The organism is Flavobacterium faecale (assembly GCF_048320115.1).
Classification (GTDB): Bacteria; Bacteroidota; Bacteroidia; order Flavobacteriales; family Flavobacteriaceae; genus Flavobacterium; species Flavobacterium faecale_A.
The window spans coordinates 1,382,303-1,408,419 of sequence record NZ_CP182943.1; the positions used below are offsets into that span (position 1 = coordinate 1,382,303).

Below are 26,117 nucleotides of genomic sequence, written 5' to 3' on the forward strand. Positions count from 1 at the left end.
TAAAGAATATTTTTAAAAGTAAAATAAGTTACTAGTTCGTAAGAAAATAGGATGTCCGTAAAATAGGATTTTTTGATCAGGCTTAATAGTGTTATGGGGAATTAGTTTCTTTATTTTTTATATCTTTAAATGATTAATAAACAGGAGTTTGTATGTTAGAATGTCAAAGTTTTGAATCAAAGGATATTGCATTAGAAAACATTGAGAAAATTTCCAAAAGCTTAGGCTTGCCATTGAAAGTTGGAAAATTATCTCAAGGAAATCTTTGTTTTGTAAACAATCGGGAAGTACGTCCCGAGTTTAGAGAGTCAGTGACAGAAATAGAAATTATTGATTATTGTTACGCTCTGTACCATTCGTCAAAATTTTGGAAAAAGATTGGCTTTCAAAATGATGATTTATCACAATATCCTTTACCAACCAATGATTCCAAGTTTTGGAAGCTTGTTAGTTTTGGGGCTAAGTTGAGGCAATTGCATTTGAAAGATAGCATAGCACAAGAACAAATCATAACACAATTCCCACTGAAAGGAAATAACAAAGTGCTACTTTCTAATGTTCGCTATTCACCTCTAAAGGAGAGAAATAGCAACGGATTAATTTTAGGAAATCTTTATATTAATGAAACTCAATATTTTAAAAATGTCCCCGAAAAAGCCTGGGATTTTAGATGGAAAAAAGAAAAACCTGCTCAAAGATGGTTGCAAGATCAGGCAGACTGTGTTCTGACTTTAGAGGCTATTTTAGAATATCAAAACTTGATTGCGATTCTAACGCAAACGGCTACTATTATTGAAGAAATAAAAAAAGTGGATGCAACCAAACTCAAAAAGCTGTAACCAAGCTACGAACAAAAACATAAAATAAGTTCCCAAAGTTTTGATTTTTGCAATTGTCTTTTGCTTTTTGATTTTGCCTTTTGATTTTGCCTTTTGATTTTGCCTTTTGAAAACTTATTTCCCAAATAGTTCCATCAACTCTAATGCTTTTTTAATTGATTTTACATTCTCAAAAGTCAATAAAAGTCGCAATCCGTTTTTAGTTTGTTTTTCTTTCATGCGACAAATGGATGCTTGTTTTTGTACAAACTGCATAACGGTCATAAAACGATTGGATTGGTAAAAATCCGATTGTTGATCCGATACAAAATACCCAATCATTTTACCTTGTTTCATCACTAGTTTCTCAATTCCTACTTGGGTAGCAATCCATTTGATGCGGATGCTATTTAATAGTGCAATGGCTTGTTTTGGCAAAGGCCCAAAGCGGTCTATTAATTTCTTTTCGTATTCTTGAAGTTCTGCTTCTGTTTTAACAGCGTTTAGTTCGCTATACAAGCTCAAGCGTTCTGTAATGTTGTTGATGTATTCGTCAGGGAATAATAATTCAAAATCGGTGTCGATTTGTAGGTCTTTGACGTATTCCTTGGTTTCGATGTCGTTTTCTTCGGGATACAGGTCTTTGAATTCGTTTTCCTTTAATTCCTCAATCGCTTCATTCATGATTTTTTGGTAGGTGTCAAAACCAATTTCGTTTATGAAACCACTTTGTTCACCACCTAATAGGTCTCCAGCACCACGAATTTCTAAGTCTTTCATCGCGATATTAAATCCGCTTCCCAGTTCGTTAAATTGTTCCAAAGCTTGAATACGCTTTCGAGCATCATCGGTCATTGCTGAATAGGGTGGACAGATGAAATAACAAAAGGCTTTTTTGTTGCTACGTCCCACACGACCGCGCATTTGGTGCAAATCCGACAGTCCAAAATTATTAGCATTATTGATGAAAATCGTATTGGCATTCGGAACATCCAGTCCACTTTCAATAATGGTTGTTGCCACCAAAACATCAAATTCTCCGTTCATAAAGGCCAACATCAATTCTTCGAGTTTTTTGCCGTCCATTTGACCGTGACCGATTCCTACTTTGGCATTGGGAACCAATCGTTGAATCATACCTGCAATTTCCTGAATGTTTTCGATACGGTTGTTGATGAAATACACCTGCCCGTTACGCTGAATTTCATACGAAATGGCATCTCGGATAATTTCTTCATTAAAACCAACCACTTGGGTTTCTATAGGATAACGGTTGGGCGGAGGTGTTGTGATTACTGATAAATCACGTGCCGCCATCAAAGAAAATTGTAAAGTTCTCGGAATAGGTGTTGCCGTTAAGGTTAAGGTGTCCACATTTGCTGCAATGGTTTTGAGTTTGTCTTTGACATTCACCCCAAATTTTTGTTCCTCATCAACAATCAACAAACCTAAATCTTTGAAAACAACATTTTTATTCACCAACTGGTGGGTGCCAATTACAATATCTAGTTTTCCATCAGCCAGTTGTTTTAATGTTTCGGCTTTTTGTTTGGCCGTTCTAAAACGGTTTAAGTAACCAACACTGACTGGCATATCCTTCAATCGCTCAGAAAAAGTGCGGTAATGTTGGTAGGCCAAAATAGTCGTGGGAACCAAAATAGCAACCTGTTTACTATTGTCTACTGCTTTGAAGGCGGCACGAATCGCAACCTCAGTTTTTCCAAAACCTACATCACCACAAACCAAACGATCCATAGGGCGGTCGCTTTCCATGTCTGCTTTGACCTCCTGAGTCGATTTGAATTGGTCTGGGGTGTCTTCGTATATGAAGGAACTTTCTAATTCATTTTGCAAATAACTGTCTGGAGCAAAAGCAAATCCTTTGTCCAATCGTCTTTTGGCATATAACTGAATCAAATTGAAGGCTACATGCTTGACTCTGGCTTTGGTTTTTTGTTTTAAAACTTTCCAAGCATTCGAGCCTAATTTGTAAATTTTGGGAGGTGAACCGTCTTTACCGTTGTATTTTGAAATTTTGTGCAAGGAGTGTATGCTCACATACACAATATCATTGTCGGCATAGACAAGTTTGATAGCTTCTTGAGTTTTGCCTTCTACTTGTATTTTTTGCAAACCTCCAAATTTCCCGATTCCGTGGTCGATATGCGTAACATAATCCCCAACAGTTAAAGCCGTCAGTTCTTTTAAAGTGATATTTTGTTTTTTCGAATAGCCATTTTTGAGGTTGAATTTGTGGTAACGTTCAAAAATTTGGTGATCGGTATAACAGGCTATTTGGTTTTCAGTATCAATGAATCCTTGATATAAGGGTAAAACTACTGTCTTGTATTGTTTTCGAATGTTCTCTGAATTGGTTTCATCCAAAGTTTCAAAAATATCGTGAAAACGTTTCGCCTGATTGTCATTCGAACAAAGCAAATAATTGGTCAAACCATTGAAATGATTTTCACTTAAATTATTCAATAATAAGTCAAATTGTTTGTTGAAAGAAGGTTGTGGTTGAATGTGAAATTCGAATTTTTCGGTGGCTTTGAAAATAGGTTTTGGAGCCAATTCGACAATCGAAAAATCCAAGGCACGCTTGATAAATTCTTTTTGATTCAAGAACAATTGCTCTGGAGTTGAACGCTTGATTTCTTTGGATAATTTCTCGAACGCTTCTTCGGCTCTGGCAAATTGCTTGTCGAGTTGTGATAAAAAACCGTCTGTATTTTGAAGTACAAGAACTGTTTTTTCGGATATGTAATCCAAGAAAGATTCTCTGTTTTCTTGAAATACTTTATTCTCTACATTTGGGATAATGGTAATTTTGTTTTGTTTTTCTATCGAAAGTTGGGTCGCTACATCAAAAGTTCGGATGCTATCGACTTCGTTACCAAAAAACTCAATACGGTAGGGATTGTCATTCGAAAATGAAAAAACATCTACAATTCCACCACGAACCGAAAATTCTCCAGGTTCTGTAATAAAATCAACTCTTTTGAATTCGTATTCAAATAAGACTTCGTTGATAAAATCAATCGAAATTTTGTCACCTACGCTAACTTTCAAAGTGTTTTTGTCCAAATCTTGACGCGTAACCACTTTTTCGAACAAAGCTTCAGGATAGCTGACGATAATCGCTGGCTTCTTGCGGGAATTGATGCGGTTGAGAACCTCGGCACGCAGTAGTACATTGGCGTTGTCAGTTTCATCTACTTGATAAGGACGACGATAGGAGGCAGGGTAAAACAAAACATCAGGTTCGCCAACCATTTGTTCCAAATCGTTTAAGTGATAAGCGGCTTCTTCCTTATTGTCTAAAATGATTAAAAAAGGAAGTGCAGTTTGTTTAAATAAGGATTGAATGGTAAAAGAAATCGCTGAACCCAGCAAACCTTTCAGATGCATTTTCAATTCTTTTTTATCTTGTAAAAGTTGGGCAATTTGCACCGTTTTAGGCAAATTGTCATAGGTTTTATATAGTGCTACTTTACTCAATTGTAATTACATTAGTGGGGCCAGTGGTTGGTATGGCTCTGGTACTGTCTAACATTCGTTTTAATTCAGATTCCCCTTCTTCAAGAGGAATTTTATTTTTTTCGACCGTTTTGTCCATTTCTCTCTGAAGTGTTGCCAATTCACGATTAATTTCACTGATCAGTTGTACTACTTTTTCGCTCGGAATTTTATCTAAATGGATGAACAAATCCATCATTCGCACCTTTGTGATAAGAACAGCAATCCTGCTTTTAATTTGTGGTTTGTCAAATTGAAGCGGAATATTGTTGTTTAAGTTCATGGCTGCTTTAGATATAGCAGTTGCTTTTTGTTGAAAGGCACCAATGGTTTTCTTAGGTTTTTTAGATAATTCTTCTAAAAACAAACGCAATTCGTTCCAAGTTTTTACAGTCTCTTCTGTAGTTTCATTGATGGGAGTATCATAAAATACCCAACCTTTTTCTATAGTGGAAAAAATGAGTTCTTTTCGAGCTGTTTCTTTTTTGTTTTCTGCGATTCTTTTTTGATTATTGTCTTGGCAAGAAAAAAGTAAGACTACAGTGCAAAGCAAACAAAATAGGACGTTTTTCATAGTTGATGTAAAAAGAAGCGCAAAGTTACAAACAAAATTGATGTTAGAAGAATTCTAAGACTAGTATTCCGTTAGAAAGCCTATTTTTTATAATTAGTTCAATGGTAGGTTAGTGGATTTTTCGTTTATCCTTTTTTGAGACCCAAATGATTGGTTTGTTTTTTTAACTCATAGAGATTATAATCAAAGCACGATTTATGTTTGAGTTTTAAATTTGTGCTCTTAAGGAATCATTTTAAAAGTATTTATTAGTATCTTTGTAATCGATTGCATTAATAGTTTTCTGAATATAACGAGATTGCTAATGTGATTGTATTTTGATAAAAACGAACTAACACTACTCATTTTTCTTTTAACCATGAAAAAAACTTTATTACTTCATCTTTTTCTGTTTGTAATCTTTAGTGCAACAGGACAAAATTATTATATGGCACAACCCGAGGGTTTTGGGGCAGTTACCACTGGGGGCGGTAATGCAAATCCAGTCACTGTCACAACTTATGCGCAATTGAAAACAGCACTTACTTCAACCAGTGTAGCAAATGCTGTTATTTTGGTTTCGGGAACTATTGATTGTGTTTATACAAGTGTATTGTTGAATAATAAAACTATTATTGGATTACCAGGGGCGAGACTTAGAAATACTCAAATAACAGTGGGAGATTCTCCAACCTCTGCTGCTAATTCGGGAATTCTATATATAAAACCAGGTTCTAGTAATGTTATAATAAGAAACCTAATTTTTGAAGGGCCTGGTGCTTATGATGTGGATGGTCGTGATAACCTCACTAACGAGGGAAAGAATGTTTGGGTGGATCACTGTGAGTTTCAAGACGGAATGGATGGTAATTTTGACATCAAAGGTACTGCTGACAATGTAACTGTTTCTTGGTGTAAGTTTACTTATTTAAAAGCACCTATTGCGGGGGGGTCTGGTGGTAGTGCAGATCACCGTTTTTCAGGTTTAATAGGGTCGGGTATTACTGATTTTCCAACAGATGGGAGATTCAGTGTTACCCTTCAAAATTGCTACTGGGCAGAAGGATGTAAAGCCAGGATGCCAAGAGCGAGAAATGCAGAAATACACTTGATTAATTGTTATTATAAAACTTCTGTTTCGGGAGCTTCTGCTATTGGTTTAGGGGCAGGTAATCAAGGTACAACTTGTTATGTTGAAAATTGTAATTTTGAACAAGTAGCCACTATTTCCAGTCCCGTTAACGAAGGGTCTGGTACAACTGTAGTTAAATTTGATGGATGTATCAAAGGTACAGTTCCAACAGCCGTTACGGGTCTAGATAAAGGTACAGCTACAAAACCTACCTATAGCTATACGGTGTTTCCTGTAGAGGATGTAGCTAATTTTATAGCTAATCCGACTTGTGGTGCGGGTGCGACTTTAAATGTTACAGCTGATGGAGTTATGTCTAGCTGTGGTGGTCCCTTAAATGTGGATAAAAACGCTTTACAAATGGGAATAAATTATTATCCTACAATGATCGATTCTGAGTTAAATATTAATTTTTCAGATTTATTAGCTGGAAAAACTGCCCTTACAATTTATGATGAATCGGGAAAAAAAGTGCTGTCTTTTGCAAAGGAAGTAGTTTTTCATGATACATTAACCATCGACTTAAGCCAGTTGCCAAAAGGTTTGTATCTGTGCCATCTCAAAGTAGGTGAAAAAATCGCCTCCTGGAAAGTAATTAAAAAATAGTCATTAAATCAAAAACGGCTCAAGTCATGCACTTGAGCCGTTTTTGTATAAAATTAAAAAAGTACTATTTTTAGAAAATAGCTTCTTTTATTTTTCGGGTCACACTAGCTTTATAGTCAGCAGGGTAGGTTCTTTCTCCCATAAAAAGATCGGTCATGGCCTCGGCAACAAATTGACCGTATTTCTTTAAGACAATATTTCTAAAGGTTGATTGGTGGTAAAAATGATAAGATAATTTTGCGCCAATACGTATTTCAGGTAAAATGGTTTCCTCTAATTTTGCTGTGTACAATGCGGCTGCTTTTTCCGAGTCTAGGTTGCTTTCAATAATGGCTTGAGCGGCTTGAACTCCGCTTAAAATAGCGTTAGAAATTCCTTCCGCTACCAATGGATCAGCCAATCCGGCAGCATCTCCAGTCAAGAATACATTTTTTTGTACAAAAATATCCGTTCTTGGAGTCACAGGAATTACAAAACCATGAGCTGCTTCACTAAGGATTTCAGTTATACCTAATGTTTGTAAATAGGTAGCATAGTGCTCTTTGAGATTGATTTTCTTATTGGTCTTTGTAAAAACGCCAACACCTACTGAAAGATGATTTTTTTTAGGAAAACACCAGCCATAACCATACGGTATAGCATCAATATCAAAACGTACATTTTGAGATAATCGTTCAAAATCAGCTTTTGGAACTTCTATTTCATATTCCAAAGCAGGAATGATAGTTCTCGTTTCTTTCCAGCCTGCGATTTTGGCAATGGGGCTCAAAGCACCATCAGCGGCTATGATAAATTTGGCTTCAATATCTCCCTCAGTCGTATGTAAAATTTGAGTGTCTCCAAAAGTGATGTTTTCTACTTTGTGGTTTTGCAATAAAGTTACTCCGTTTTCTTTGGCTTTTTCTACAATTAAATTGTCAAAAGCATCACGCATCACCATCGTAATGATGGGTTGGTCCCTTGTAGTGGTAAGGTGTGGATGTTTTTTAGAAAAATAGGTATCTATAGAATGAAATTCTTTTTCAACCACTGAGGCAATATCAAAAGGCATGTTTTTTCGTCCTCGAAAAACAAATCCGCCGCCACAAGTTTTATATCTAGGTAAGGTTTCTTTTTCAATAATAACTGTCGAAATTCCAGATTTTGAAAGTTCAAACGCTGCCGAAGCTCCTGCTGGACCGCTACCAATAATGGCTACATCAAATGATTTCATTCTTTTTTTTTCCAAAACTAATTTATATCTGCTAAATAATCAAACTTAAATAGTTGATTAGACTTATTTTATTTTAAAGCTGTTGTTTTCTTGTTTCACATCAGCCATCAAGCCACTTGGGTCTAGGGTGATTTTTTTGATATTTGATTTGTTTTTCGGAATCGAAAACTCATAATTTGATTCAGCCCATGCCCAATCTTTTAGAACAGTTCTTTTGATTTCAGGAGTTGGATTTTCTTTTTCAAAATGCATCATGCGTAATGGGATATAAAAACTTTCCTTACTGCCGTCAGTGTAATCGATCATTATATCCATTGGCATTGGCATTCTTCCGATGCGTTCGATTTGGACGATCGTACTGTTTTCTTTTTCAAAGACCTCTTTAATACCGTAATCAATGGTGTTGGTGGTTTGTGTCCAATCTGTCAAATACCAGTCCAAATGAGCTCCTGAAACACGCTCCGCAGTTCTTTTGATGTCGTTAGGAGTAGGATGTTTGAATTTAAAATCCTGATAAAACCTTTTAAGAGTTTTATCTAAGTTTTTTTCTCCAATTAGATAACCCAATTGCGACAAAAATATACTTCCTTTCACGTAAGAAGCAATGCTATAAGATCGATTTTCATCATACCTATCGCTATGGGTTGTTAGGGGTTGTTCTTTCCCCGATTTCACTAAAAAATAATAGGCTTTATAATTGCCTTCAAAAGGATTAGATTCTTTTTTATCGGCCAATTCATTAAGTACCCAATCTTCAACATAAGTTGTAAACCCTTCATCCATCCAGGGGTGTTTGGATTCATTGGAGGCCAATACATGTTGGAACCAAGCGTGTCCTAATTCATGTGTTGCAGTACCGAAAATCCCTTCTAGGGCGCCATTACCCAAAATCAATGTACACATAGCATATTCCATTCCGCCATCACCTCCTTGGATAAAGGAATATTGTTTATAGGGGTAATTGCCAATTTTAGCATTGTACATTTCCATTACTTTGACCATAATTGGTTGCAGTTGTTTCCATTTTTCAACGGTTTCTGGCTCGTTTTTATATAAAAAATGCAAATCCACATCATTAGGTCCTTTGGTAACATCATGGGCATAGTTGGGATCAGCCGCCCAGGTAAAATCATGAACCATAGGGGCAATAAAATGCCAAGTCAGTGTTTTGGTTTTTTTAGGATAAGAAACGGAGCTTCCTGCATCTTGATAGCCATGACCAATCTGGTTTGGGTTTTGTAAATAACCAGAACCACCAATGGTGTAATTTTTATCAATGGTAATTTTTACATCAAAATCTCCCCAAACACCATGAAACTCCCGGGCGATATAAGGATCAGCATGCCAACCTTCAAAATCAAATTCCGCCATTTTAGGATACCATTGTGACATAGATAGCGCAACGCCTTCAGAATTATTACGACCGGAACGACGAATTTGCAAAGGTACCTGACCATTAAAATCAAGAGTGAAAGTGGTTTTGGAATTAGGAAGTATTGGCTTTGCCAAAATCACTTCCATTACAGTGCCTACTATAGTTGTGGTTGCAGTAAGACCGTCTTGTTTGAAATTAGAAATTTTGAGGTAGCCAATTTCATGAGGCTGCAATTTTTCAATTCTATTGATTTTAATTTCTTTACCCTCTTCTTTAATTTTTTTTACCATTCGACCATCAGGATCTTTGATATAATGCAATCTTGCTTCCATTTCACTGCCTGGTTGAAATGCGTTATTGTACAGATGATAGTATACTTTTTTTAAAGTATCTGCAGAATTGTTAGTATAAATTAATTCTTGATTTCCATGGTATTGGAATTTTTCAACATCCATGGTAACGTTCATTTTATAATCTACCTTTTGTTGCCAATAAGAATTGCTTTGTGCCAATAATGAAGTCAAAGACAAAAGTGAAATGAATGATAAATATTTTCTTTTTCCCATCGATTTAAAAATAAAAAAAAGGAAGGACAGCCGTCCTTCCTTGAAGTGAATAGTATTCGGATTATTTTTTTGAAATTTTATTTGCCATCAAAAAGGCATTGTATGCATTTACAATTTTTCCTGTTTTGGACAAATCTGAAAACGGACGAATATCATTTGGGTTGCCGCCTACAATAACATTAGCATCTATGGAAACCCCAGAATTCATAATGATTTGTTTCACTTGCGAAGCGGTTAGTTTTGGATAATAAGAACGAATTAAGGCAGCTACTCCGGCCGCATTAGGTGAAGCCATAGAGGTTCCTTGTAAAAATTTATATTCATTATTTGGGATAGCAGCATAAATTTGAACGCCTGGGGCAAATACATCGACGTTAAGTTTTCCAATATTTGAAAAACGGGCTACCATTTTATTTCCGTATTCATAATTCAATGCTCCTACTGTAAGTACATTATCGGCTATTTCTGTTTTTTTGTCTTCAGAGTCATTTGGGAAGTTGTCAAAAAAGTCGATGTTTTTAGATGAGTTTCCAGCCGCATGAACAATTAGTACGTCCTTGCTTGCCGCATATTTGATAGCGTCAAATACCCAGTTTTTTTGTGGAGAATAGGCTTTTCCAAAACTACAGTTAACCACCTTAGCGCCATTATCAACCGCATATCGGATAGCTAATGCAATGTCTTTATCGTACTCATCTCCATCAGGAACGGCACGAATGGCCATGATGGAAACATTATTCGCAATTCCGTCACCGCCTATATTGTTGTGACGTACTTGACCAATGATGCCTGCAACGTGTGTGCCGTGTAGCGTTTCTTTTTTGTCTGGTCCCATTACGTTATTGTTCCCGTATTGGGTATCTGTAATGTCGTTTGGATTGTCTCCTAAAACGGATCTGTAGTCTTTGGCGTTGCCATTGCTTTCGATAGTTTCGTTGGCTTTTTCAATTTCATGTTCTAATGCAACTTTTAATTCTTTTATCGGCATACCAAAAGAAAACATTCTTTGGATTGTATTTTTAGCTTTGGTTACCGTCTCCTCTTTAGAATCGATAGCTTTTACCTCCTCAATAGTATATTCTTCTTTTTTTAGTTCCTTGCCAATAGTTTGATCAGCAGCTTTTAAAGTGGATAACATTTCCTCATATCGGGATTTTCCCATCGTGGCTTCTGCAGTTTTTTTATCGTATTCTGCTTTGGCTTCTTGATAGGTTTTTTCATCTACGGGCACTTTCTTTTTTACTATTCTTTCATATTCTAAATGTTCCTTGATGATATCACCCAGAAAATTCCAACCTTGAATATCGTCAACATAGCCATTGTTATCGTCGTCAATCCCGTTTCCTAGAATTTCCTTAGGGTTATTCCAGATAACAGTTTTTAGATCTTCGTGCTCGATATCTACTCCAGAGTCAATGACACCTACAATGACTTTTGTGCCTATTTTGTTTTTCAACAGTTCGTTGTATGTCCTGTCAACACTCATTCCCGGGACAGTATCTTTTTGAATATCTAGATGACTCCATCGCTTTAATTCAGTTTCCTTTAAAGCGGCTTTTTTAGTGATATTAAGCGGCGCCGTGATAGGTGTTATTTTATTAAAATTAAATGCTTGTTTTTGAGTACTACAACTACTTAAAACTATAATGGAAAATGCGGAAATATAGAACGGTTTGAAGCTATTCATAGCAGTATAATTAGATTTAAAATTGTTTTCGAAAATACAGATTTTTTTTAAAAGAAACAGTTGCTTAACACTATCTTAGGATTTCTTCCGATGGAAAGACTTGATCCAATCTCACTCCTTTTTCAGTGTGTTGTACTGTGATGATTTCGTTATGCGCATCGTGTTCCAAGAATAAATAGTAATTGTTAGTTGCTGCTTCCTCTAGAAATTTCGTTTTCTCGGGCATGGTCAACAATGGTCGAGTATCATAACCCATAACATAAGGAATTGGGATATGTCCTGCTGTTGGTAATAAATCAGCCATAAAACAAATGGTTTTTTCATTGTAGTGAATCATCGGAATCATTTGTTTTTCGGTGTGACCATCGGCATAAAAAATGGAGAAATTCATTTCATTTGAAAATCCAAGATCAGTTTCAGGTTTTTCTATAAAATGCAGTTGCCCGCTTTCTTGCATTGGCAAAATATTTTCGGATAAAAACGAAGCTTTTTCTCTTGGATTGGGTTTTGTTGCCCATTCCCAATGATTTTGATTGGTCCAGAATTTGGCATTTTTAAAAGCAGGTTCATAGGCTGTTTTATTTTTGTTCCATTGTATGGCACCACCGCAATGATCAAAATGTAAATGGGTCAAAAACACATCAGTTATGTCGTCACGATTAAAACCATATTTCGCTAGGGATTTATCCATAGAATGCGAACCCCAAAGGGAATAATACCCAAAAAATTTGTCCGATTGCTTGTCGCCCATACCCGTATCTATCAAAATGAGTCGGTTGCCGTCTTCGATTAGTAAAGATCGGGCAGCAATATCTATTAAATTATTCGCATCGGCAGGATTGGTTTTGTTCCAAATTACTTTGGGTACCACGCCAAACATAGCGCCACCGTCGAGTTTGAAGTTACCAGTTTCTATAGGGTAGAGTTTCATTTGTTAAATTGAAAAAGGTGAGAAATAAAATTTTGCTTATCACTAGCTTTCTTTCTCGCAATTTAATAAAATCAAACAGTTTTGAGGTTATCTTGGCTAAATTAATGCCAATTACATTGAGATATTGGTTAGGAAACGGAAGATTTTAAAAAGATTATTTTTTAAGTGCTATAAACAATTTTTCCAACTGAGGATTGTGGTTGTATGCAAATGATTTTGTTTGGATCATTTTGTTGATGGATGTGATTCGGTCTTCCGTTACGGGGTGCGAACTTAAAAATTCTGGGATTTCAACTAAATTTTTGTGTTGTAAACGCTGGAATAAATTCGCCATTCCTTGTGGGTTTACCTTGTTTTTGACTAAAATTTGAAAGCCGTCTTCATCGGCTTGGCGCTCAAATTCTCTTGAAAAAGAAAGGGATTGTAAACTGTTGACGTTGTCTCCAATAGTGGCCATCACACCATTTGCATCTCCTAAAATGACAGAAATAAACAAATAACCAGAGAGACTGCGGCAAAGCATTTTCATTGAATGACGATTGTTGACATGAGAGGCTTCATGACCTAATAATCCAACGAGTTCGTCATAGTTTTTCATTTCCTTAAGGATGCCTGTAAAGACAATAATGTTGCCGTCAGGCAGTGCAAATGCATTGACTTCGTTTGATTTTACAACAGTGAATTCTAGTTTTTTGCTGTTGTTTAAATCCAGTTGGCTTGCAAAATCGTTTAGTGTTTTGGTCTTGGCAGCATCAATAGATATCAAGTACTCATTTTTAATCCAAGCAGAACTACCTAGTTTGTCATCATACTCATTTGGAATTAATACTACTGATTTTTCACCTACCCACGGAATTGCAAAAAAATAGCATAATCCAATGATGATGATAATTCCGAACGCAATAATAAAATGGGAAACCGTTCCTAGGTCGATTAATTTTTGGTACCAACTGATATGGCCATTGTTTTTTCGATACAGTTGAATACTGTCAATGAGTTTTTGATCTTCAATTCGGATATGTTGTAGATTTTCGTCTTCGTATTCGAGAAATAAACCCGTTAGTCTTTTTTCAATAGCAATATCGCTTATAGGCCATTTGATATTGATTTCATTTGAATCTCGGAATTCGATTGTGCCGTTGAAAGTATTGAAAAATACGGCTATTGTTTGCGGAATAGCCGTTTTACCATCATAATAAATAGCAGTTGCTGTATGGCTCATGATTTACATTATAGTGTCTAAATTTAAAAAATCACTCAAATCTTCGCCAGTAGCATCTTTGTAATTTTCTTCGGTTTGAACTAAAGCATTCAAGTCGATATCGCCTTCTGCTTCAATATTGGCAAAAATAAATTTCATAGTTCTGGTTGCTACCCAAGCATAACCCAATCCTAAAGTGAAAATCAGTATTAGAATATTAGTGGCGATTATACCAAAAAACGAACCGCCCGTTGCGGTAGAGGAAAAGTAAATTTTTTCATTTCCTTTTTTCAAACTTAGGTTGTTGACATAGTATTCGAACAAGTCTTTTTGCCACCAGAAAAGATAGATTCCTAATGTGAATAGCGTTAAGAAATAACCTTTTAGATTCAGCATAAAGTACTCGCTGCCATCTCCGTCGTATTCAAATTCGACATCACCAAATCGCACATTTCCTAATAAGTAATTTCTCATATTCATGGCCATCCAAGGTCCATAAATACCTAGTGTGATAATGGTGAAGAAAATCCATTTAAAAAATAAAAATGTAAATTCTTTTCGATCTCCACGGTATCCAAAACGGATTCCCCTCCAAGAACTACGCGAGGTTCTGTAACGGTATGAACCGTGAATTGCAATGGGTAATAGCGCAATTAAAAAAACGTAAAATAAAAGTGGGCCAAGAAAAAGTAAACTAAACAAGTCAGTAATGATATAGATAACTATTCCTAGTAGGATGAAAACTCCAATGGCTTTGATAAATCCTTTAAACATCTCTTTTCCAGTGCCATGAAAAGCAAAATAATCTTCGTTGAGGGAAGTGGAACTATAAAGATATTGTAGTTTTTTGGCTTTTGCCCAAGGATAATATAACCCGAGCGTAAGGATGGTGAGTAGCCAATTGACCATTACGATTCCAAAGAAGTCACTCCCTTTGCCGTTAAAATTTAATGTGTACTCTTTTCTTTCGTACAATTTATTTTCCATAAATAGCTATTTTATTTGGTTTCTTTTAGATTATAAAAATATACTATTTTTTTTACTAAATGAAGAAAATAACTTTTTTCTATCCACTCATTAGTTATAAAAATGTTATCTATTGTGGAATACCGTTTTTATACATTACCTTTGCAGTTAATTTAGACAAAATCAATATAGCGAAAAAACGAATCTTGATTTATAAAAACGAAGCACATGATTAAAGTTTCAGATACTGCTAAAAAGAAAATCATCGAATTAATGAAAGACGATGGCTTTGACGCTGCAACAGACTATGTAAGAGTAGGGGTGAAAAGCGGAGGCTGTTCGGGATTGTCGTATGATTTGAAATTTGACAAAAACAAAGGCGAAGACGATAAGATTTTTGTTGATAATGATATAACTATTGCTGTTGAGAAAAAATCTTTCTTGTATCTAGCAGGAACCATTTTGGAGTTTTCAGGAGGTTTGAACGGAAAAGGATTTGTATTTAACAATCCTAATGCAAGTAGAACTTGTGGTTGTGGAGAATCATTTTCACTATAAAATCAGTTAGGAAACACATAATAGTTTTCGACTGCAATTTGAAAAAAGTAGCATTACAAAATAATTAGAATTCAAAAAGCAAAAATCCTAAAAATAGGATACGATTATTTAAAAAAGGGTTTTTGTTGTTTAAATTTTTTTAGATAAAAAAAATGAGTAAATATACCGAAGACGACTTAAAAGTCGAATTAGAAAATAAAGAGTACGAGTACGGCTTTTATACCGAATTAGAATCGGAGACGTTTCCTATTGGGTTAAATGAAGACATTGTTCGTGCCATTTCACAAAAAAAAGGTGAGCCAGAATGGATGACAGATTGGCGAATCGAATCGTTCAGAGCTTGGGAAGAAATGATTGAGCCAGAATGGGCTAATGTGAAATATACTAAACCAGATTTCCAAGCGATTTCCTATTATTCAGCTCCAAAAAAAGCAGATCCCAATAAAACATTGGATGACGTAGATCCAGAACTTTTGGAAATGTACAAAAAGTTGGGTATCTCTGTTGATGAGCAAAAGATGATGAACAATGTGGCGATGGATATCGTTGTCGATTCTGTTTCTGTTGCTACAACTTTCAAGAAAACCTTAGGTGAAAAAGGAATCATTTTCATGAGTATTTCTGAAGCAATCAAAGAACACCCTGAATTGGTTCGTAAATATTTAGGAACTGTAGTGCCGCAAAGAGATAACTTTTATGCAGCTTTGAACTCAGCTGTTTTCTCAGATGGTTCTTTCTGTTATATTCCTAAAGGCGTAAAATGTCCAATGGAACTTTCTACTTATTTCCGTATCAATCAAGCCGGTACAGGTCAGTTTGAAAGAACATTAGTAATTGCTGACGAAGGAAGTTACGTTTCTTACTTAGAAGGCTGTACTGCTCCTTCTCGTGACGAAAATCAATTGCACGCTGCCGTTGTGGAGCTTATTGCTCTTGATGATGCTGAGATTAAATATTCTACTGTTCAAAACTGGTTTCCTGGAAACAAAGAAGGAAAAGGTGGGGTTTATAACTTTGTAACCAAAAGAGGTTTATGCGAAACTAACGCTAAGATTTCTTGGACACAAGTAGAAACAGGTTCTGCTATTACATGGAAATATCCTTCATGTGTATTAAAAGGGGACAACTCTATTGGTGAGTTTTACTCCATCGCAGTAACAAATAATTTCCAACAAGCAGATACAGGAACTAAGATGATTCACTTGGGTAAAAACACCAAGTCAACGATTATCTCTAAAGGTATCTCAGCAGGAAAATCACAAAACAGTTATAGAGGTTTGGTGCAAATTAGTCCAAGAGCAGAAAATGCTCGTAACTTCTCGCAATGTGACTCTTTATTGATGGGGAACAATTGTGGGGCACATACTTTTCCATATATCGAAAGTAAAAATCCATCGGCTAAAATAGAACACGAAGCAACCACTTCTAAAATTGGTGAAGACCAAGTTTTCTATTGCAACCAACGTGGAATTCCAACTGAAAAAGCCATTGCCTTAATTGTAAATGGTTTTAGTAAAGATGTCTTGAATAAATTACCAATGGAATTTGCTGTAGAAGCTCAAAAATTATTGGAAATTTCTCTTGAGGGGTCTGTGGGATAAACCTTCAATTCGAATAGAAAACTAAATGAATCTTAATACCTTAATGGTTTAAAATAAAAAACTAATGTTATCAGTAAAAAATCTACACGCCTCAATAGGTGATAAAGAAATCCTTAAAGGAATCAATATAGAAGTTAAAGCAGGAGAAGTACATGCAATAATGGGACCTAACGGTTCAGGAAAAAGTACGCTTTCGGCAGTTATTGCAGGAAATGAAACTTATGAAGTTACGGATGGTGAAGTAATATTGGATGGAGAAGATCTTGCCGATTTAGCTCCAGAAGAGAGAGCACACAAAGGTGTTTTTCTTTCGTTTCAATATCCGGTAGAAATTCCAGGGGTATCTGTAACTAACTTTATGAGATCAGCAATTAATGAAACTCGTAAAGCTAAAGGTGAGGAAGAAATGCCTGCAAACGAAATGTTGAAATTGATTCGTGAAAAATCAGAATTATTAGAAATAGATCGTAAATTCCTTTCTCGTTCTTTGAACGAAGGGTTTTCTGGTGGAGAGAAAAAACGTAACGAGATTTTTCAAATGGCAATGTTAGAGCCAAAATTAGCTATCCTTGATGAAACAGATTCAGGTTTGGATATTGATGCATTAAGAATCGTTGCAAATGGTGTTAATAAGTTAAAAAGTGATAAAAACGCTGTAATAGTAATTACACACTACCAAAGATTGTTAGATTATATCGTTCCTGATTTTGTTCACGTATTGTACAATGGTAAGATTGTAAAATCTGGTGATGCCTCTCTAGCGCATGAATTAGAAGAAAAAGGATACGATTGGATTAAAGCGGAGAATTTAGTTTAAAAAAATGTTTGTTGTTTATCGTTTGTTGTTCATAACCGAGCAATAAACCAAAAACCATAAACCATAAACAGTGTAAAAAATGGATTTAAAAGAAAAATTAGTATCGTCTTTTATGGCTTTTGAAGAGCGTATCGATGTGCATTCCCAGTTGCATGACGTGAGAACTTCGGCTATAAAAAACTTCGAAAATAAAGGATTCCCAACCAAAAAAGAAGAGTCTTGGAAATATACTTCGCTAAACGCCATCCTAAAAAATGACTTTACCGTATTCCCAAAAAATGAATCAGCAATTGAATTTAAAGATGTAAAAAAGTACTTCTTACACGAAATAGATACTTATAAAGTAGTATTTATTGATGGTGTTTTTAGTTCTAATTTGTCCTCAACGACTCACGACGGAATTGACGTTTGCTTGATGTCATCGGCATTAACCAAACCAAAATATAAAATGGTGATTGATAATTACTTCAATCAAATAGCAAGTAAAGACGAGAGTTTGACTTCTCTAAATACTGCATTTGCAAATGAAGGAGCGTATATCAACATTCCAAAAAGTAAAGTAGCAGACAAGCCCATCGAAATCATGTATTTTTCTACAGGAAACGAAGTGGCTTTAATGGTACAACCTCGTAACCTTGTAATTGTTGGAGAAAATTCACATGTACAAATTATCGAGCGTCACCAAAGTTTGACCGAAAATCCTGTTTTGACCAACTCGGTTACTGAAATTTTTGCTCAAAAACGTGCTATTGTAGATTATTACAAAATTCAAAATGATGCTTCTGAAGCTAATTTGATTGACAATACTTATGTTTCACAGCAAAAAGAAAGTCATGTTTATGTACATACTTTCTCATTTGGAGGAAACCTGACGCGTAATAACTTGAATTTCTACCATTATGGAGAACGTTTAACGAGTACTTTGAACGGAATTACCATCATTGGTGACAAGCAACACGTGGATCATTACACGCTAGTGAATCACGCAGAGCCAAATTGCGAGAGTTTTCAAGACTATAAAGGAATCTTCTCTGATCGTTCGACAGGTGTATTCAACGGAAAAGTTTATGTGGAAAAAGAAGCACAAAAAACCAATGCGTTCCAAAAAAGCAATAACATCTTGTTAAGTGATAAAGCAACAATCAATGCTAAGCCACAATTGGAAATTTTTGCTGATGACGTAAAGTGTTCACACGGCTGTACCGTAGGACAATTAGACGAAACAGCTTTGTTCTATATGCAGCAACGTGGTATTCCTAAAAAAGAAGCCAAAGCCTTATTGATGTATGCATTCTCTAATGCGGTTATCGAAGGCATTAAAATACCTGAGTTGAAGCAACGTATTACCAAAATTATAGCCAATAAATTGGGTGTGAAATTAGGTTTTGATTTGTAGGATTCAGAATTCTTAAACTCGAAAAACCCGATTGTGTCACAGCAATCGGGTTTTTTATTGGCCAGTTGTAAAAAAAGTAGTAATTGGTTTATTTTGTAGCTAGTCGAGGAAGTTGTAACTTAAAGATTGTGTTGGGTGTTTTACGGAATTACATTTTAACTTATTTTTCTTTTATAATTTTATAAATAGCTCAAGTTTGTGTAAATTTAATGGTTAGGCAAAAAACATTGCCTTTGAACCTTTTAGTGTGAACAATGTGCTAAAAGTGCTAACTGAATAGAATTGCTAATCAGTTCTATTTTTAACAAAAACATAAAAAAAACTATATCATGAAAGCAATAGGATTCAAGCAATCATTACCCATTTCTGACCAAAACAGTTTCATTGAATTTGAAACGGAAAAACCAACACCAACAGGATTTGATTTATTGGTCAAAATTCAAGCCATATCCGTAAATCCAGTTGATTTTAAAATCAGAAAAAATGCCGCTAAGGACACTGTTTTAGATACTCCAAAAATTATTGGTTGGGATGCCGTTGGGGTGGTAGAAGCTGTAGGAGAGCTTACTTCAAAATTCAAAGTAGGCGATGAAGTGTATTATGCGGGTGACATCACTCGTCCTGGAAGTAACGCCGAATATCAATTGATTGATGAGCGTATTGTAGGTCGTAAACCATCTTCCTTATCTGTGGCAGAAGCCGCTGCCATGCCTCTGACTACTTTAACGGCTTGGGAATCTATTTTTGACCGAATTAAGATAAATCCTGCCGTTGATTTGGGTAAAACAGTATTAATCTTAGCGGGTGCAGGAGGTGTTGGTTCTATTGCCATCCAAATTGCAAAAAAATTAGCAGGATTGACTGTTATTGCAACGGCATCTCGGCCCGAAACAGCAGACTGGTGTAAAGAATTAGGGGCTGATTTTGTTGTGAATCATAGAAATCTAAAAGAAGAGTTAGTAAAAATTGGTCATGATCAGGTCGATTATATTTTAGATTTTGTAGACTTAGCAGGATATTGGGATGTGGCTGCTGAAATTATTAAACCACAAGGACATATCGTATCGATTACAGGGAGTAGCAAGCCTTTGAATTTGGATGTTTTAAAGATGAAAAGTGTTTCCTTCTCTTGGGAGTTGATGTACACCCGTTCCATGTTTACCACTGCTGATATTGAAAAGCAAAACGAAATTCTGAATACGGTAGCTGATTTATTAGACAACGGAACTTTAAAAACGACTCTAACGACAACTTTAGAAGGTTTTACGGTAGAGAACTTAAAAGAAGCACATCGTTTACAAGAATCAGGGAAAACCATTGGAAAAACGGTAATTTTGTATTAAAAAATTAAAATATGAGTCAAATAACAGTTGTGGCTAAAATTGTAGCCAAAGAAGAAAAAAGAGAATTTGTTAAAGCAGAATTGTTAAAATTAGTTCAAGCAACTATAAAGGAAGAAGGTTGCATTAATTATGATTTGCATCAAGATAACGAGGATGCCAATGTTTTTTTGATGTATGAAAATTGGAAGGATGCGGATGCACTGGCAATACATGCCGCAAGTGCTCATTATGTTGCGTTCCAAACTGTAGCGAAAGGTACTATTGCAGAATTTGAGGTGAATAAATTGACTTTGGTTGGTTAGTTCTAGTATAATGATTGTTCTAAGAGCATCGTTTTTTAATCGATGCTTTTTTTTAGGGATATGAAACTCTAAGTATTGCAGCCGATTATTCAAAAAATAAAATGTATTCAACTCTTGTTTAGCAACCATTGTAATTATGAGTTGTAGTTTTGAAAGACTTAGTTAAGCTATTTTTGCGATTTCAAAATGCTACTATTTTTAGTAATTTGTAGAAAAAATAGTGTTTGAACAACATTCACAATATATCGTTTTAAAGTGTCGAATAATCAAAAGATTTTGAGTGCCTTAATTTAGCAGAATTAGATAGGCTATAATGCCAGATATTGTAGATCATAACCCTGTAACAGCATCCTATATTATCTTGTAAAACTCATAATAATTGCATGTCGGGGGTGGTATCTATAGGGTATTCGTATTTAAAGTTTGTCTGCTAAAAAAACAAACACGAATTTGAATGATTATAAAAAAAGATACTCCAATTTTATATGCTTTCGATAGATTCGTGAGATTTTAAGCTTAATTGGGTTTATGTAAATTCGTGAAATTCGTGTCAAAATTATTTTACAATAAAATTTGTGGGTTAAGTTTTTTAAAAGCAAATGCCCTGCATTTAAGGTGTGTTTCTTTTTATTAGGAACTAATGTAATCAAACCGAATCTTTTATGTTTTAAGAATGGCATAATTTATTCTTTTTTAAGCCTTAAACAGACGAATTTTACCTGATTTTTTAGAGAGTTTTCTTCCGTTATATTGCCATAGCTAATTGGAATAAACCAATAATAACTATGGCAATTTCCTGAATTATTTAATTCCGCCAAAAGCGCCAAAACAACTGTTTTTGTGCAAAATTTCAACGCTAGAAAACCCTACTTTTTTCATCAAATCTAATTGAAAAGTCATGGATCGAGGAGAGTCTTCAATCTCGATATAATCAAAAACCTTTTGTCGGTAAGCTGCACCGCCTTGTTGTGCCAAATAATCGCCATACTTTTCCCAAACCAAATCATTTACTCCTGTGTGATCTTGAACAATCAAATCGGAAATCATCAAACAACCGCCAGGTGTTAAGCAATCGTATAGTTTTTGAAAAACCATTTCCCAATCGGAATCTTCTCTTAAATGATGCAAAACAGCACCTGCCAAAATGATATCAACGCTCTGTTTTGGGAATTCTAAATCACGAATATCACTTTGAATCGTTATAACTTTACCTTCGGTCACTTCAGAAACACGTTCGAAAGCTTTCTCCAACATATTCTGACTCAAATCGACCAAAGTGCAATTCAATTTGGGTATTTTAGTAAGCATTTTTAAACTATAATTTCCTGCACCACAACCCAAATCTAATAATTGTTGAGCTTCAGGTTTGATTGCTTTGGCAGCTCCAGTTAAAAGTTCTAACGAAACTGTTGCATCAATTGTTGCTATTTGTCCTGTGTCCAAATTAGAGAATCGTTCGACCTCATTGTCAAATCGTTCACGGATTTCTGTTACAGTTGATTTTTTCATGATGTTTCTTTTTTTAACAAACCTAAAACTTTTATATATGACATAAAAATACTTATTTTGTCAATAATCAATACTTAAAAGGTATTTATGGAATTGCGACATTTAAAATACTTCTTGAAACTAGCCGAAGAACTTAGCTTCATCCGAGCCGCCGATAAATTATTTATTTCACAACCGCCTTTAAGCAGGCAAATAAAAGAATTGGAAACCGAATTGGCCGTTCAATTGTTTGAACGAAACAACAAAAGAGTAGCGCTAACCGAAGCAGGTAAGTTTTACGAAAAGGAAATTCGCGAACTCCTTCATAATTTGGAACGAATTAACAACACCGTCAAAAAAGTCAGTCAAAATCCCAATGGTGAATTTAGAATTGCTTATGTGAGTTCCACTTTTTCGGGGGATATATCCGATTTGGTTCAGTTTTTATCTGGTCAATATCCCTATGTAAATTTTAGATTGTATGAAGTGCCCACGGTCAAGCAAATTGCCGCTTTGGAAGCTGGAAAAATTGATTTAGGAATCATTCGAGCACCATTGCATTCGCCAAAAATCAATTCACAATTGTGGTTCAAAGATAGTTTTTCGGTAGTTTTCAATCGACAGAAATATGATTTGAAAACAGAAGATGAGGTAGAACAGTTAAAAGAGGCCACTTTTGTATTTTTCAATAAAGAATATGCACCCAGTTATTACGATAATTTGGTAGAAATTTGTGTGCATTTTGGTTTTGAACCCAAAGTAGTTCATGAGTCCAATAATATTTCGTCCATTATTCAATTAGTCAAAAACGGCTTGGGGGTTTCAATTGTGCCAACTTCTATTTTAAAAACGCATAATTATCCTGAATTGGGTCATATAGAATTAAAAAAAAGAAATCAAAATACATCCATATTACTAGCGACTCCTAAAGGGATTACTTCTGAAATTGCGAAAACCGCTATTGATTTTTTAATTCGAAAAAACAAAACGGACTAGCATAACGCTATTTTAAAGTGTTAATAAAGCAAGCTGTATCGGAAAAGTTTATCTTTGATAAGATTGTAGTATTTAATAAATAACAGATCCTTTTTTCATGAAAAACATATTTGACCAAGCTGTTGTTACAGAACTAGAAAACCGTATCAATCAATTAAAATCGACTACAAATCCTAGTTGGGGGAAAATGAATGTGGCTCAAATGTTGGCCCATTGCAACGTTACTTACGAATTGGTTTACGATAATAAACACCCCAAAGCGACAGGTTTTAAGAAGTGGATGCTCAAAACGTTTATTAAAAATACAGTAGTGAACGATAAGGCCTATTCTAGAAATAGTCGCACCGCACCAGTGTTTATTATTGCTTCTGAAAAAGATTTTGAATTTGAAAAAAATCGATTGTTAGCCTATTTGCATCAAACTGCTGCCTTAGGTAGAAACCATTTTGATGGTAAAGAATCCAATTCTTTTGGAGCTTTAAATCATGACGAATGGAATAATATGTTTTACAAGCATTTGGATCATCATTTGTCTCAATTTGGAGTGTAGTTTATTCATTTATTATCTTAAAATAAATAATGGAGATTGTCTATATAAATACTCCGTTGGGAATTGCCAAAATCTCTGGTGACAATGATGGTGTCTCAGCAATTTCAATTGAAGACGAAGGATTCATTTCGAATGTAATTCCTTCTGTTTTACTAGATGCTGTCCAACAATTGACGGACTATTTTGAAGGGAAAAGAGAGAACTTTGATTTAGTGATTAATCCATCAGGAACTGATTTTCAAAAAAAAGTATGGCAGGAATTAGAAAAAATTCCTTTTGGTAAAACGGTGTCTTATTTGGAACTGTCCAAAAAATTGGGAGATGTCAAAGCCATTCGCGCTGTGGCTTCCGCCAATGGAAAAAATCCATTGTGGATTGTAATCCCTTGCCATCGAGTAATCGGTAGCGATGGTTCGCTCACAGGTTATGCTGGAGGTCTGCATCGAAAAAAATGGTTATTGGAACACGAAAAACCATCTTCACAACAAAGTTTATTCTAATCAATATTTTTTCGTTAAATTCGTGCAAAACCTACATTTTTGTGATTATGAATTGGCTGAAAAAAATCCTGCTACGTTTCTTCGGATTCCTTATTGTTGTCATTTTATTGCTCTATATATTTCAAAAAGATTATTTGATTAAAGCCTTCCAAATTACCTATCTCAATGGGCATACAACGGCGTTTTTAGAAGACTACAAATACTTTGATAATTCCCTTATAGAAAAAGGGAATTCACCACAACCATGGAAAATTTCCAAAAATTGCAATCAAGTAAAAACGACGGAAACCTTAGAAAAACTGCATCATAAAATAGGTACAGTGGCATTTGTAATTATCAAAAAAGACAGTATTTGGCACGAAAGCTATTATGATAATTATACCAAGGATACCAAATCCAATTCCTTTTCGATGGCAAAAAGCATTGTTTCGGCTGCTTTGGGGAAAGCTATTATGGAAGGAAAAATGAAAAGTTTGGATCAAAAAGTCTCCGATTTTTTTCCAAATTTCAGTCAAGGTAAATCAGCATCACTGACAGTAGGTGATTTGTCCTCTATGGCTTCTGGATTGGATTGGGACGAATCCTATTTCAATCCTTTTTCGATTACGACCCAAGCGTATTTTGATACCAATTTATACGATTTAATTTTGGGTTTAAAAAGTATTGATGAACCTGGAAAAAGTTACAAATACTTGAGTGGTAATACACAACTTCTGTCCATGTGTATCGAAAAAGCTACAGGTCAAGAATTGGCTAACTATGTGTCACAATCGTTTTGGAAACCTTTGGGAGCGGAAGCTGACGCGCTTTGGCAAACCGACACGCCAAACGGATTGGTTAAAGCCTATTGCTGCATTGCCAGTAATGCTAGGGATTTTGCCCGTTTTGGTAAACTCTATTTGCAACAGGGAAAATGGAATGGAGAGCAAATTTTAGACAGTGCTTTTGTCGTCCAATCGGTAACTCCAAGATTTAAGGAATCTCCACAATACGGTTACGGCTGGTGGTTGAGTACTTTCAATAATAAAAAAGTATTTTATATGCGAGGTCATTTGGGACAATATGTAATTGTGGTTCCGGAGGACGAATTGATTGTGGTGCGTTTAGGGCATCACGATATTAAAAGTACCAAAGGTTCTCCACACAGTGATGATTTCTTTGTCTATCTCGAAGAAAGTTATAAAATGCTTGCTCAAGAAAAAGTACCATCTCAAAACTAAGGCTATGATTGAAAAAATAAACCTGAATAATATTCTCTTTTTGGACATTGAAACTGTGCCTGAAACAGCTGATTTCAAAGAATTGGACGAGGAAACGAAAGTATTGTACGAACAAAAAACACAATACCAGCGCAAAGACGATTTTTCGGCAGAAGAATTTTACGATCGTGCGGGAATTTGGGCCGAGTTTGGAAAAATTGTTTGTATCTCGGTTGGTTTTTTTGTCATCAAAGGGGATATTCGCAACTTTAGAGTGACTTCTTTTTTTGGCGAAGAAGCCAAGTTGCTAAAAGATTTTAATAATCTGTTGAACAATCATTTCAATGGGCCGCAACATCTTTTATGCGGACACAATGCCAAAGAATTTGATATTCCGTTTTTGGCACGCCGAATGATTATCAACAACATTGCAATTCCCGACAAACTAAATTTATTTGGCAAAAAACCTTGGGAAATTCCGCATCTTGACACATTGGAGTTATGGAAATTTGGTGATTACAAGCACTATACATCTCTAAAATTAATGTGTAAAGTACTTGGGATTCCATCTCCAAAAGGCGATATTGACGGCAGTCAAGTAGGACATGTTTTTTATGTCGAAAAAGACATCGACCGCATTGTCACTTATTGCGAAAAAGACACCATCGCCGTAGCGCAAATTTTCCTCCGATTAAGAAGAGAAGATTTGTTGATAGAAGAGGAGATTATTCATGTTTAATTAAGCAACACAGATTTTACAGATTCTCACAGATTTAATTTGTGATAATCTGTGGAATCTG

Annotated in this window: 22 protein-coding genes; 13 read left to right on the forward strand and 9 right to left on the reverse strand. The window is 35.3% G+C overall.

Going from position 1 to position 26,117, the window contains the following annotated elements; all coding sequences use genetic code 11:
- Positions 1-152: 152 nt before the first annotated feature.
- Positions 153-839, forward strand: coding sequence for a type ISP restriction/modification enzyme (locus ACNH59_RS05855; protein WP_418264494.1), 687 nt, complete (start codon positions 153-155; stop codon positions 837-839).
- Between the two features lie 114 nt (positions 840-953).
- On the opposite strand, the gene mfd is transcribed toward ACNH59_RS05855, so the two are convergent.
- Together mfd and ACNH59_RS05865 are read right to left on the reverse strand one after the other, a co-directional pair.
- Complete coding sequence (mfd, locus tag ACNH59_RS05860; protein WP_418264495.1) at positions 954-4,319, reverse strand: transcription-repair coupling factor; 3,366 nt, start codon at positions 4,317-4,319, stop codon at positions 954-956.
- Positions 4,312-4,911 (reverse strand): hypothetical protein, encoded by a 600-nt coding sequence (locus tag ACNH59_RS05865; RefSeq protein ID WP_418264496.1) that lies wholly within the window; start codon positions 4,909-4,911, stop codon positions 4,312-4,314. Before ACNH59_RS05865 ends, mfd begins: the two co-directional genes overlap by 8 nt.
- A gap of 358 nt (positions 4,912-5,269) precedes the next feature.
- Here ACNH59_RS05865 and ACNH59_RS05870 point away from each other — a divergent pair, with 358 nt between their 5' ends.
- On the forward strand, positions 5,270-6,628 hold the full coding sequence (locus ACNH59_RS05870) for a T9SS type A sorting domain-containing protein (protein WP_418264497.1): 1,359 nt from the start codon (positions 5,270-5,272) through the stop codon (positions 6,626-6,628).
- Between the two features lie 70 nt (positions 6,629-6,698).
- Here ACNH59_RS05870 and ACNH59_RS05875 read toward each other — a convergent pair whose 3' ends face one another.
- From ACNH59_RS05875 to ACNH59_RS05900, 6 genes are all read right to left on the reverse strand, one after another.
- Positions 6,699-7,841 carry a geranylgeranyl reductase family protein gene (locus ACNH59_RS05875; RefSeq protein WP_418264498.1) on the reverse strand — a complete coding sequence of 381 codons (1,143 nt, stop codon included), beginning with the start codon at positions 7,839-7,841 and terminating at the stop codon, positions 6,699-6,701.
- 63 nt (positions 7,842-7,904) lie between these two features.
- Entirely contained in the window at positions 7,905-9,782 is a 1,878-nt protein-coding gene (locus ACNH59_RS05880) for a M1 family metallopeptidase (RefSeq protein ID WP_418264499.1), read from the reverse strand.
- A gap of 61 nt (positions 9,783-9,843) precedes the next feature.
- Positions 9,844-11,469: a S8 family peptidase gene (locus ACNH59_RS05885; RefSeq protein WP_418264500.1), complete on the reverse strand. Its 1,626-nt coding sequence runs from the start codon at positions 11,467-11,469 to the stop codon at positions 9,844-9,846.
- Between the two features lie 70 nt (positions 11,470-11,539).
- Positions 11,540-12,400, reverse strand: a complete 861-nt coding sequence (locus tag ACNH59_RS05890; RefSeq protein ID WP_418264501.1) for an MBL fold metallo-hydrolase — start codon at positions 12,398-12,400, stop codon at positions 11,540-11,542.
- Positions 12,401-12,554: 154 nt separating this feature from the next.
- Complete coding sequence (locus ACNH59_RS05895) at positions 12,555-13,622, reverse strand: M48 family metallopeptidase (protein WP_418264502.1); 1,068 nt, start codon at positions 13,620-13,622, stop codon at positions 12,555-12,557.
- 3 nt (positions 13,623-13,625) lie between these two features.
- Complete coding sequence (locus tag ACNH59_RS05900; RefSeq protein WP_418264503.1) at positions 13,626-14,588, reverse strand: YjgN family protein; 963 nt, start codon at positions 14,586-14,588, stop codon at positions 13,626-13,628.
- A 207-nt stretch (positions 14,589-14,795) separates the two neighbouring features.
- Between ACNH59_RS05900 and ACNH59_RS05905 the strand changes: the two genes are divergently transcribed.
- From ACNH59_RS05905 to ACNH59_RS05930, 6 genes are all read left to right on the forward strand, one after another.
- Entirely contained in the window at positions 14,796-15,125 is a 330-nt protein-coding gene (locus ACNH59_RS05905) for a HesB/IscA family protein (protein ID WP_418264504.1), read from the forward strand.
- 152 nt (positions 15,126-15,277) lie between these two features.
- Positions 15,278-16,726, forward strand: a complete 1,449-nt coding sequence (gene sufB, locus ACNH59_RS05910; protein ID WP_418264505.1) for a Fe-S cluster assembly protein SufB — start codon at positions 15,278-15,280, stop codon at positions 16,724-16,726.
- Between the two features lie 64 nt (positions 16,727-16,790).
- Positions 16,791-17,543 (forward strand): Fe-S cluster assembly ATPase SufC, encoded by a 753-nt coding sequence (sufC, locus tag ACNH59_RS05915; protein WP_418264506.1) that lies wholly within the window; start codon positions 16,791-16,793, stop codon positions 17,541-17,543.
- A gap of 79 nt (positions 17,544-17,622) precedes the next feature.
- Positions 17,623-18,939, forward strand: coding sequence for a Fe-S cluster assembly protein SufD (gene sufD / locus ACNH59_RS05920; RefSeq protein WP_418264507.1), 1,317 nt, complete (start codon positions 17,623-17,625; stop codon positions 18,937-18,939).
- Between the two features lie 329 nt (positions 18,940-19,268).
- A complete protein-coding gene (locus ACNH59_RS05925) occupies positions 19,269-20,282 on the forward strand; it encodes a zinc-binding alcohol dehydrogenase family protein (protein ID WP_418264508.1) in 1,014 nt (337 codons plus the stop codon).
- Positions 20,283-20,293: 11 nt separating this feature from the next.
- Positions 20,294-20,584 (forward strand): putative quinol monooxygenase, encoded by a 291-nt coding sequence (locus tag ACNH59_RS05930; RefSeq protein ID WP_418264509.1) that lies wholly within the window; start codon positions 20,294-20,296, stop codon positions 20,582-20,584.
- A gap of 801 nt (positions 20,585-21,385) precedes the next feature.
- On the opposite strand, the gene ACNH59_RS05935 is transcribed toward ACNH59_RS05930, so the two are convergent.
- Entirely contained in the window at positions 21,386-22,093 is a 708-nt protein-coding gene (locus ACNH59_RS05935) for a class I SAM-dependent methyltransferase (protein ID WP_418264510.1), read from the reverse strand.
- An 87-nt stretch (positions 22,094-22,180) separates the two neighbouring features.
- Here ACNH59_RS05935 and ACNH59_RS05940 point away from each other — a divergent pair, with 87 nt between their 5' ends.
- From ACNH59_RS05940 to ACNH59_RS05960, 5 genes are all read left to right on the forward strand, one after another.
- Positions 22,181-23,068 (forward strand): LysR family transcriptional regulator, encoded by an 888-nt coding sequence (locus ACNH59_RS05940; protein WP_418264511.1) that lies wholly within the window; start codon positions 22,181-22,183, stop codon positions 23,066-23,068.
- A gap of 97 nt (positions 23,069-23,165) precedes the next feature.
- Positions 23,166-23,618: a DUF1569 domain-containing protein gene (locus tag ACNH59_RS05945; RefSeq protein WP_418264512.1), complete on the forward strand. Its 453-nt coding sequence runs from the start codon at positions 23,166-23,168 to the stop codon at positions 23,616-23,618.
- 29 nt (positions 23,619-23,647) lie between these two features.
- Positions 23,648-24,118 carry a methylated-DNA--[protein]-cysteine S-methyltransferase gene (locus ACNH59_RS05950; protein ID WP_418264513.1) on the forward strand — a complete coding sequence of 157 codons (471 nt, stop codon included), beginning with the start codon at positions 23,648-23,650 and terminating at the stop codon, positions 24,116-24,118.
- Positions 24,119-24,174: 56 nt separating this feature from the next.
- Positions 24,175-25,338: a serine hydrolase domain-containing protein gene (locus tag ACNH59_RS05955; protein ID WP_418264878.1), complete on the forward strand. Its 1,164-nt coding sequence runs from the start codon at positions 24,175-24,177 to the stop codon at positions 25,336-25,338.
- Between the two features lie 4 nt (positions 25,339-25,342).
- A complete protein-coding gene (locus ACNH59_RS05960; RefSeq protein ID WP_418264514.1) occupies positions 25,343-26,056 on the forward strand; it encodes a 3'-5' exonuclease in 714 nt (237 codons plus the stop codon).
- Positions 26,057-26,117: the final 61 nt, after the last annotated feature.

Excerpts from the sequence above, each read along its gene's own strand:
- ACNH59_RS05895 (WP_418264502.1), bottom strand. The coding sequence starts at position 13,622 with ATGAGCCATACAGCAACTGCTATTTATTATGATGGTAAAACGGCTATT.
- ACNH59_RS05885 (WP_418264500.1), bottom strand. The coding sequence starts at position 11,469 with ATGAATAGCTTCAAACCGTTCTATATTTCCGCATTTTCCATTATAGTT.
- sufD (WP_418264507.1), top strand. The coding sequence starts at position 17,623 with ATGGATTTAAAAGAAAAATTAGTATCGTCTTTTATGGCTTTTGAAGAG.
- ACNH59_RS05950 (WP_418264513.1), top strand. The coding sequence starts at position 23,648 with ATGGAGATTGTCTATATAAATACTCCGTTGGGAATTGCCAAAATCTCT.
- sufB (WP_418264505.1), top strand. The coding sequence starts at position 15,278 with ATGAGTAAATATACCGAAGACGACTTAAAAGTCGAATTAGAAAATAAA.
- ACNH59_RS05940 (WP_418264511.1), top strand. The coding sequence starts at position 22,181 with ATGGAATTGCGACATTTAAAATACTTCTTGAAACTAGCCGAAGAACTT.
- ACNH59_RS05905 (WP_418264504.1), top strand. The coding sequence starts at position 14,796 with ATGATTAAAGTTTCAGATACTGCTAAAAAGAAAATCATCGAATTAATG.
- ACNH59_RS05930 (WP_418264509.1), top strand. The coding sequence starts at position 20,294 with ATGAGTCAAATAACAGTTGTGGCTAAAATTGTAGCCAAAGAAGAAAAA.
- ACNH59_RS05935 (WP_418264510.1), bottom strand. The coding sequence starts at position 22,093 with ATGAAAAAATCAACTGTAACAGAAATCCGTGAACGATTTGACAATGAG.
- ACNH59_RS05925 (WP_418264508.1), top strand. The coding sequence starts at position 19,269 with ATGAAAGCAATAGGATTCAAGCAATCATTACCCATTTCTGACCAAAAC.
- ACNH59_RS05875 (WP_418264498.1), bottom strand. The coding sequence starts at position 7,841 with ATGAAATCATTTGATGTAGCCATTATTGGTAGCGGTCCAGCAGGAGCT.
- ACNH59_RS05865 (WP_418264496.1), bottom strand. The coding sequence starts at position 4,911 with ATGAAAAACGTCCTATTTTGTTTGCTTTGCACTGTAGTCTTACTTTTT.
- ACNH59_RS05870 (WP_418264497.1), top strand. The coding sequence starts at position 5,270 with ATGAAAAAAACTTTATTACTTCATCTTTTTCTGTTTGTAATCTTTAGT.
- ACNH59_RS05855 (WP_418264494.1), top strand. The coding sequence starts at position 153 with ATGTTAGAATGTCAAAGTTTTGAATCAAAGGATATTGCATTAGAAAAC.
- ACNH59_RS05900 (WP_418264503.1), bottom strand. The coding sequence starts at position 14,588 with ATGGAAAATAAATTGTACGAAAGAAAAGAGTACACATTAAATTTTAAC.
- ACNH59_RS05880 (WP_418264499.1), bottom strand. The coding sequence starts at position 9,782 with ATGGGAAAAAGAAAATATTTATCATTCATTTCACTTTTGTCTTTGACT.
- ACNH59_RS05960 (WP_418264514.1), top strand. The coding sequence starts at position 25,343 with ATGATTGAAAAAATAAACCTGAATAATATTCTCTTTTTGGACATTGAA.
- ACNH59_RS05945 (WP_418264512.1), top strand. The coding sequence starts at position 23,166 with ATGAAAAACATATTTGACCAAGCTGTTGTTACAGAACTAGAAAACCGT.
- ACNH59_RS05890 (WP_418264501.1), bottom strand. The coding sequence starts at position 12,400 with ATGAAACTCTACCCTATAGAAACTGGTAACTTCAAACTCGACGGTGGC.
- sufC (WP_418264506.1), top strand. The coding sequence starts at position 16,791 with ATGTTATCAGTAAAAAATCTACACGCCTCAATAGGTGATAAAGAAATC.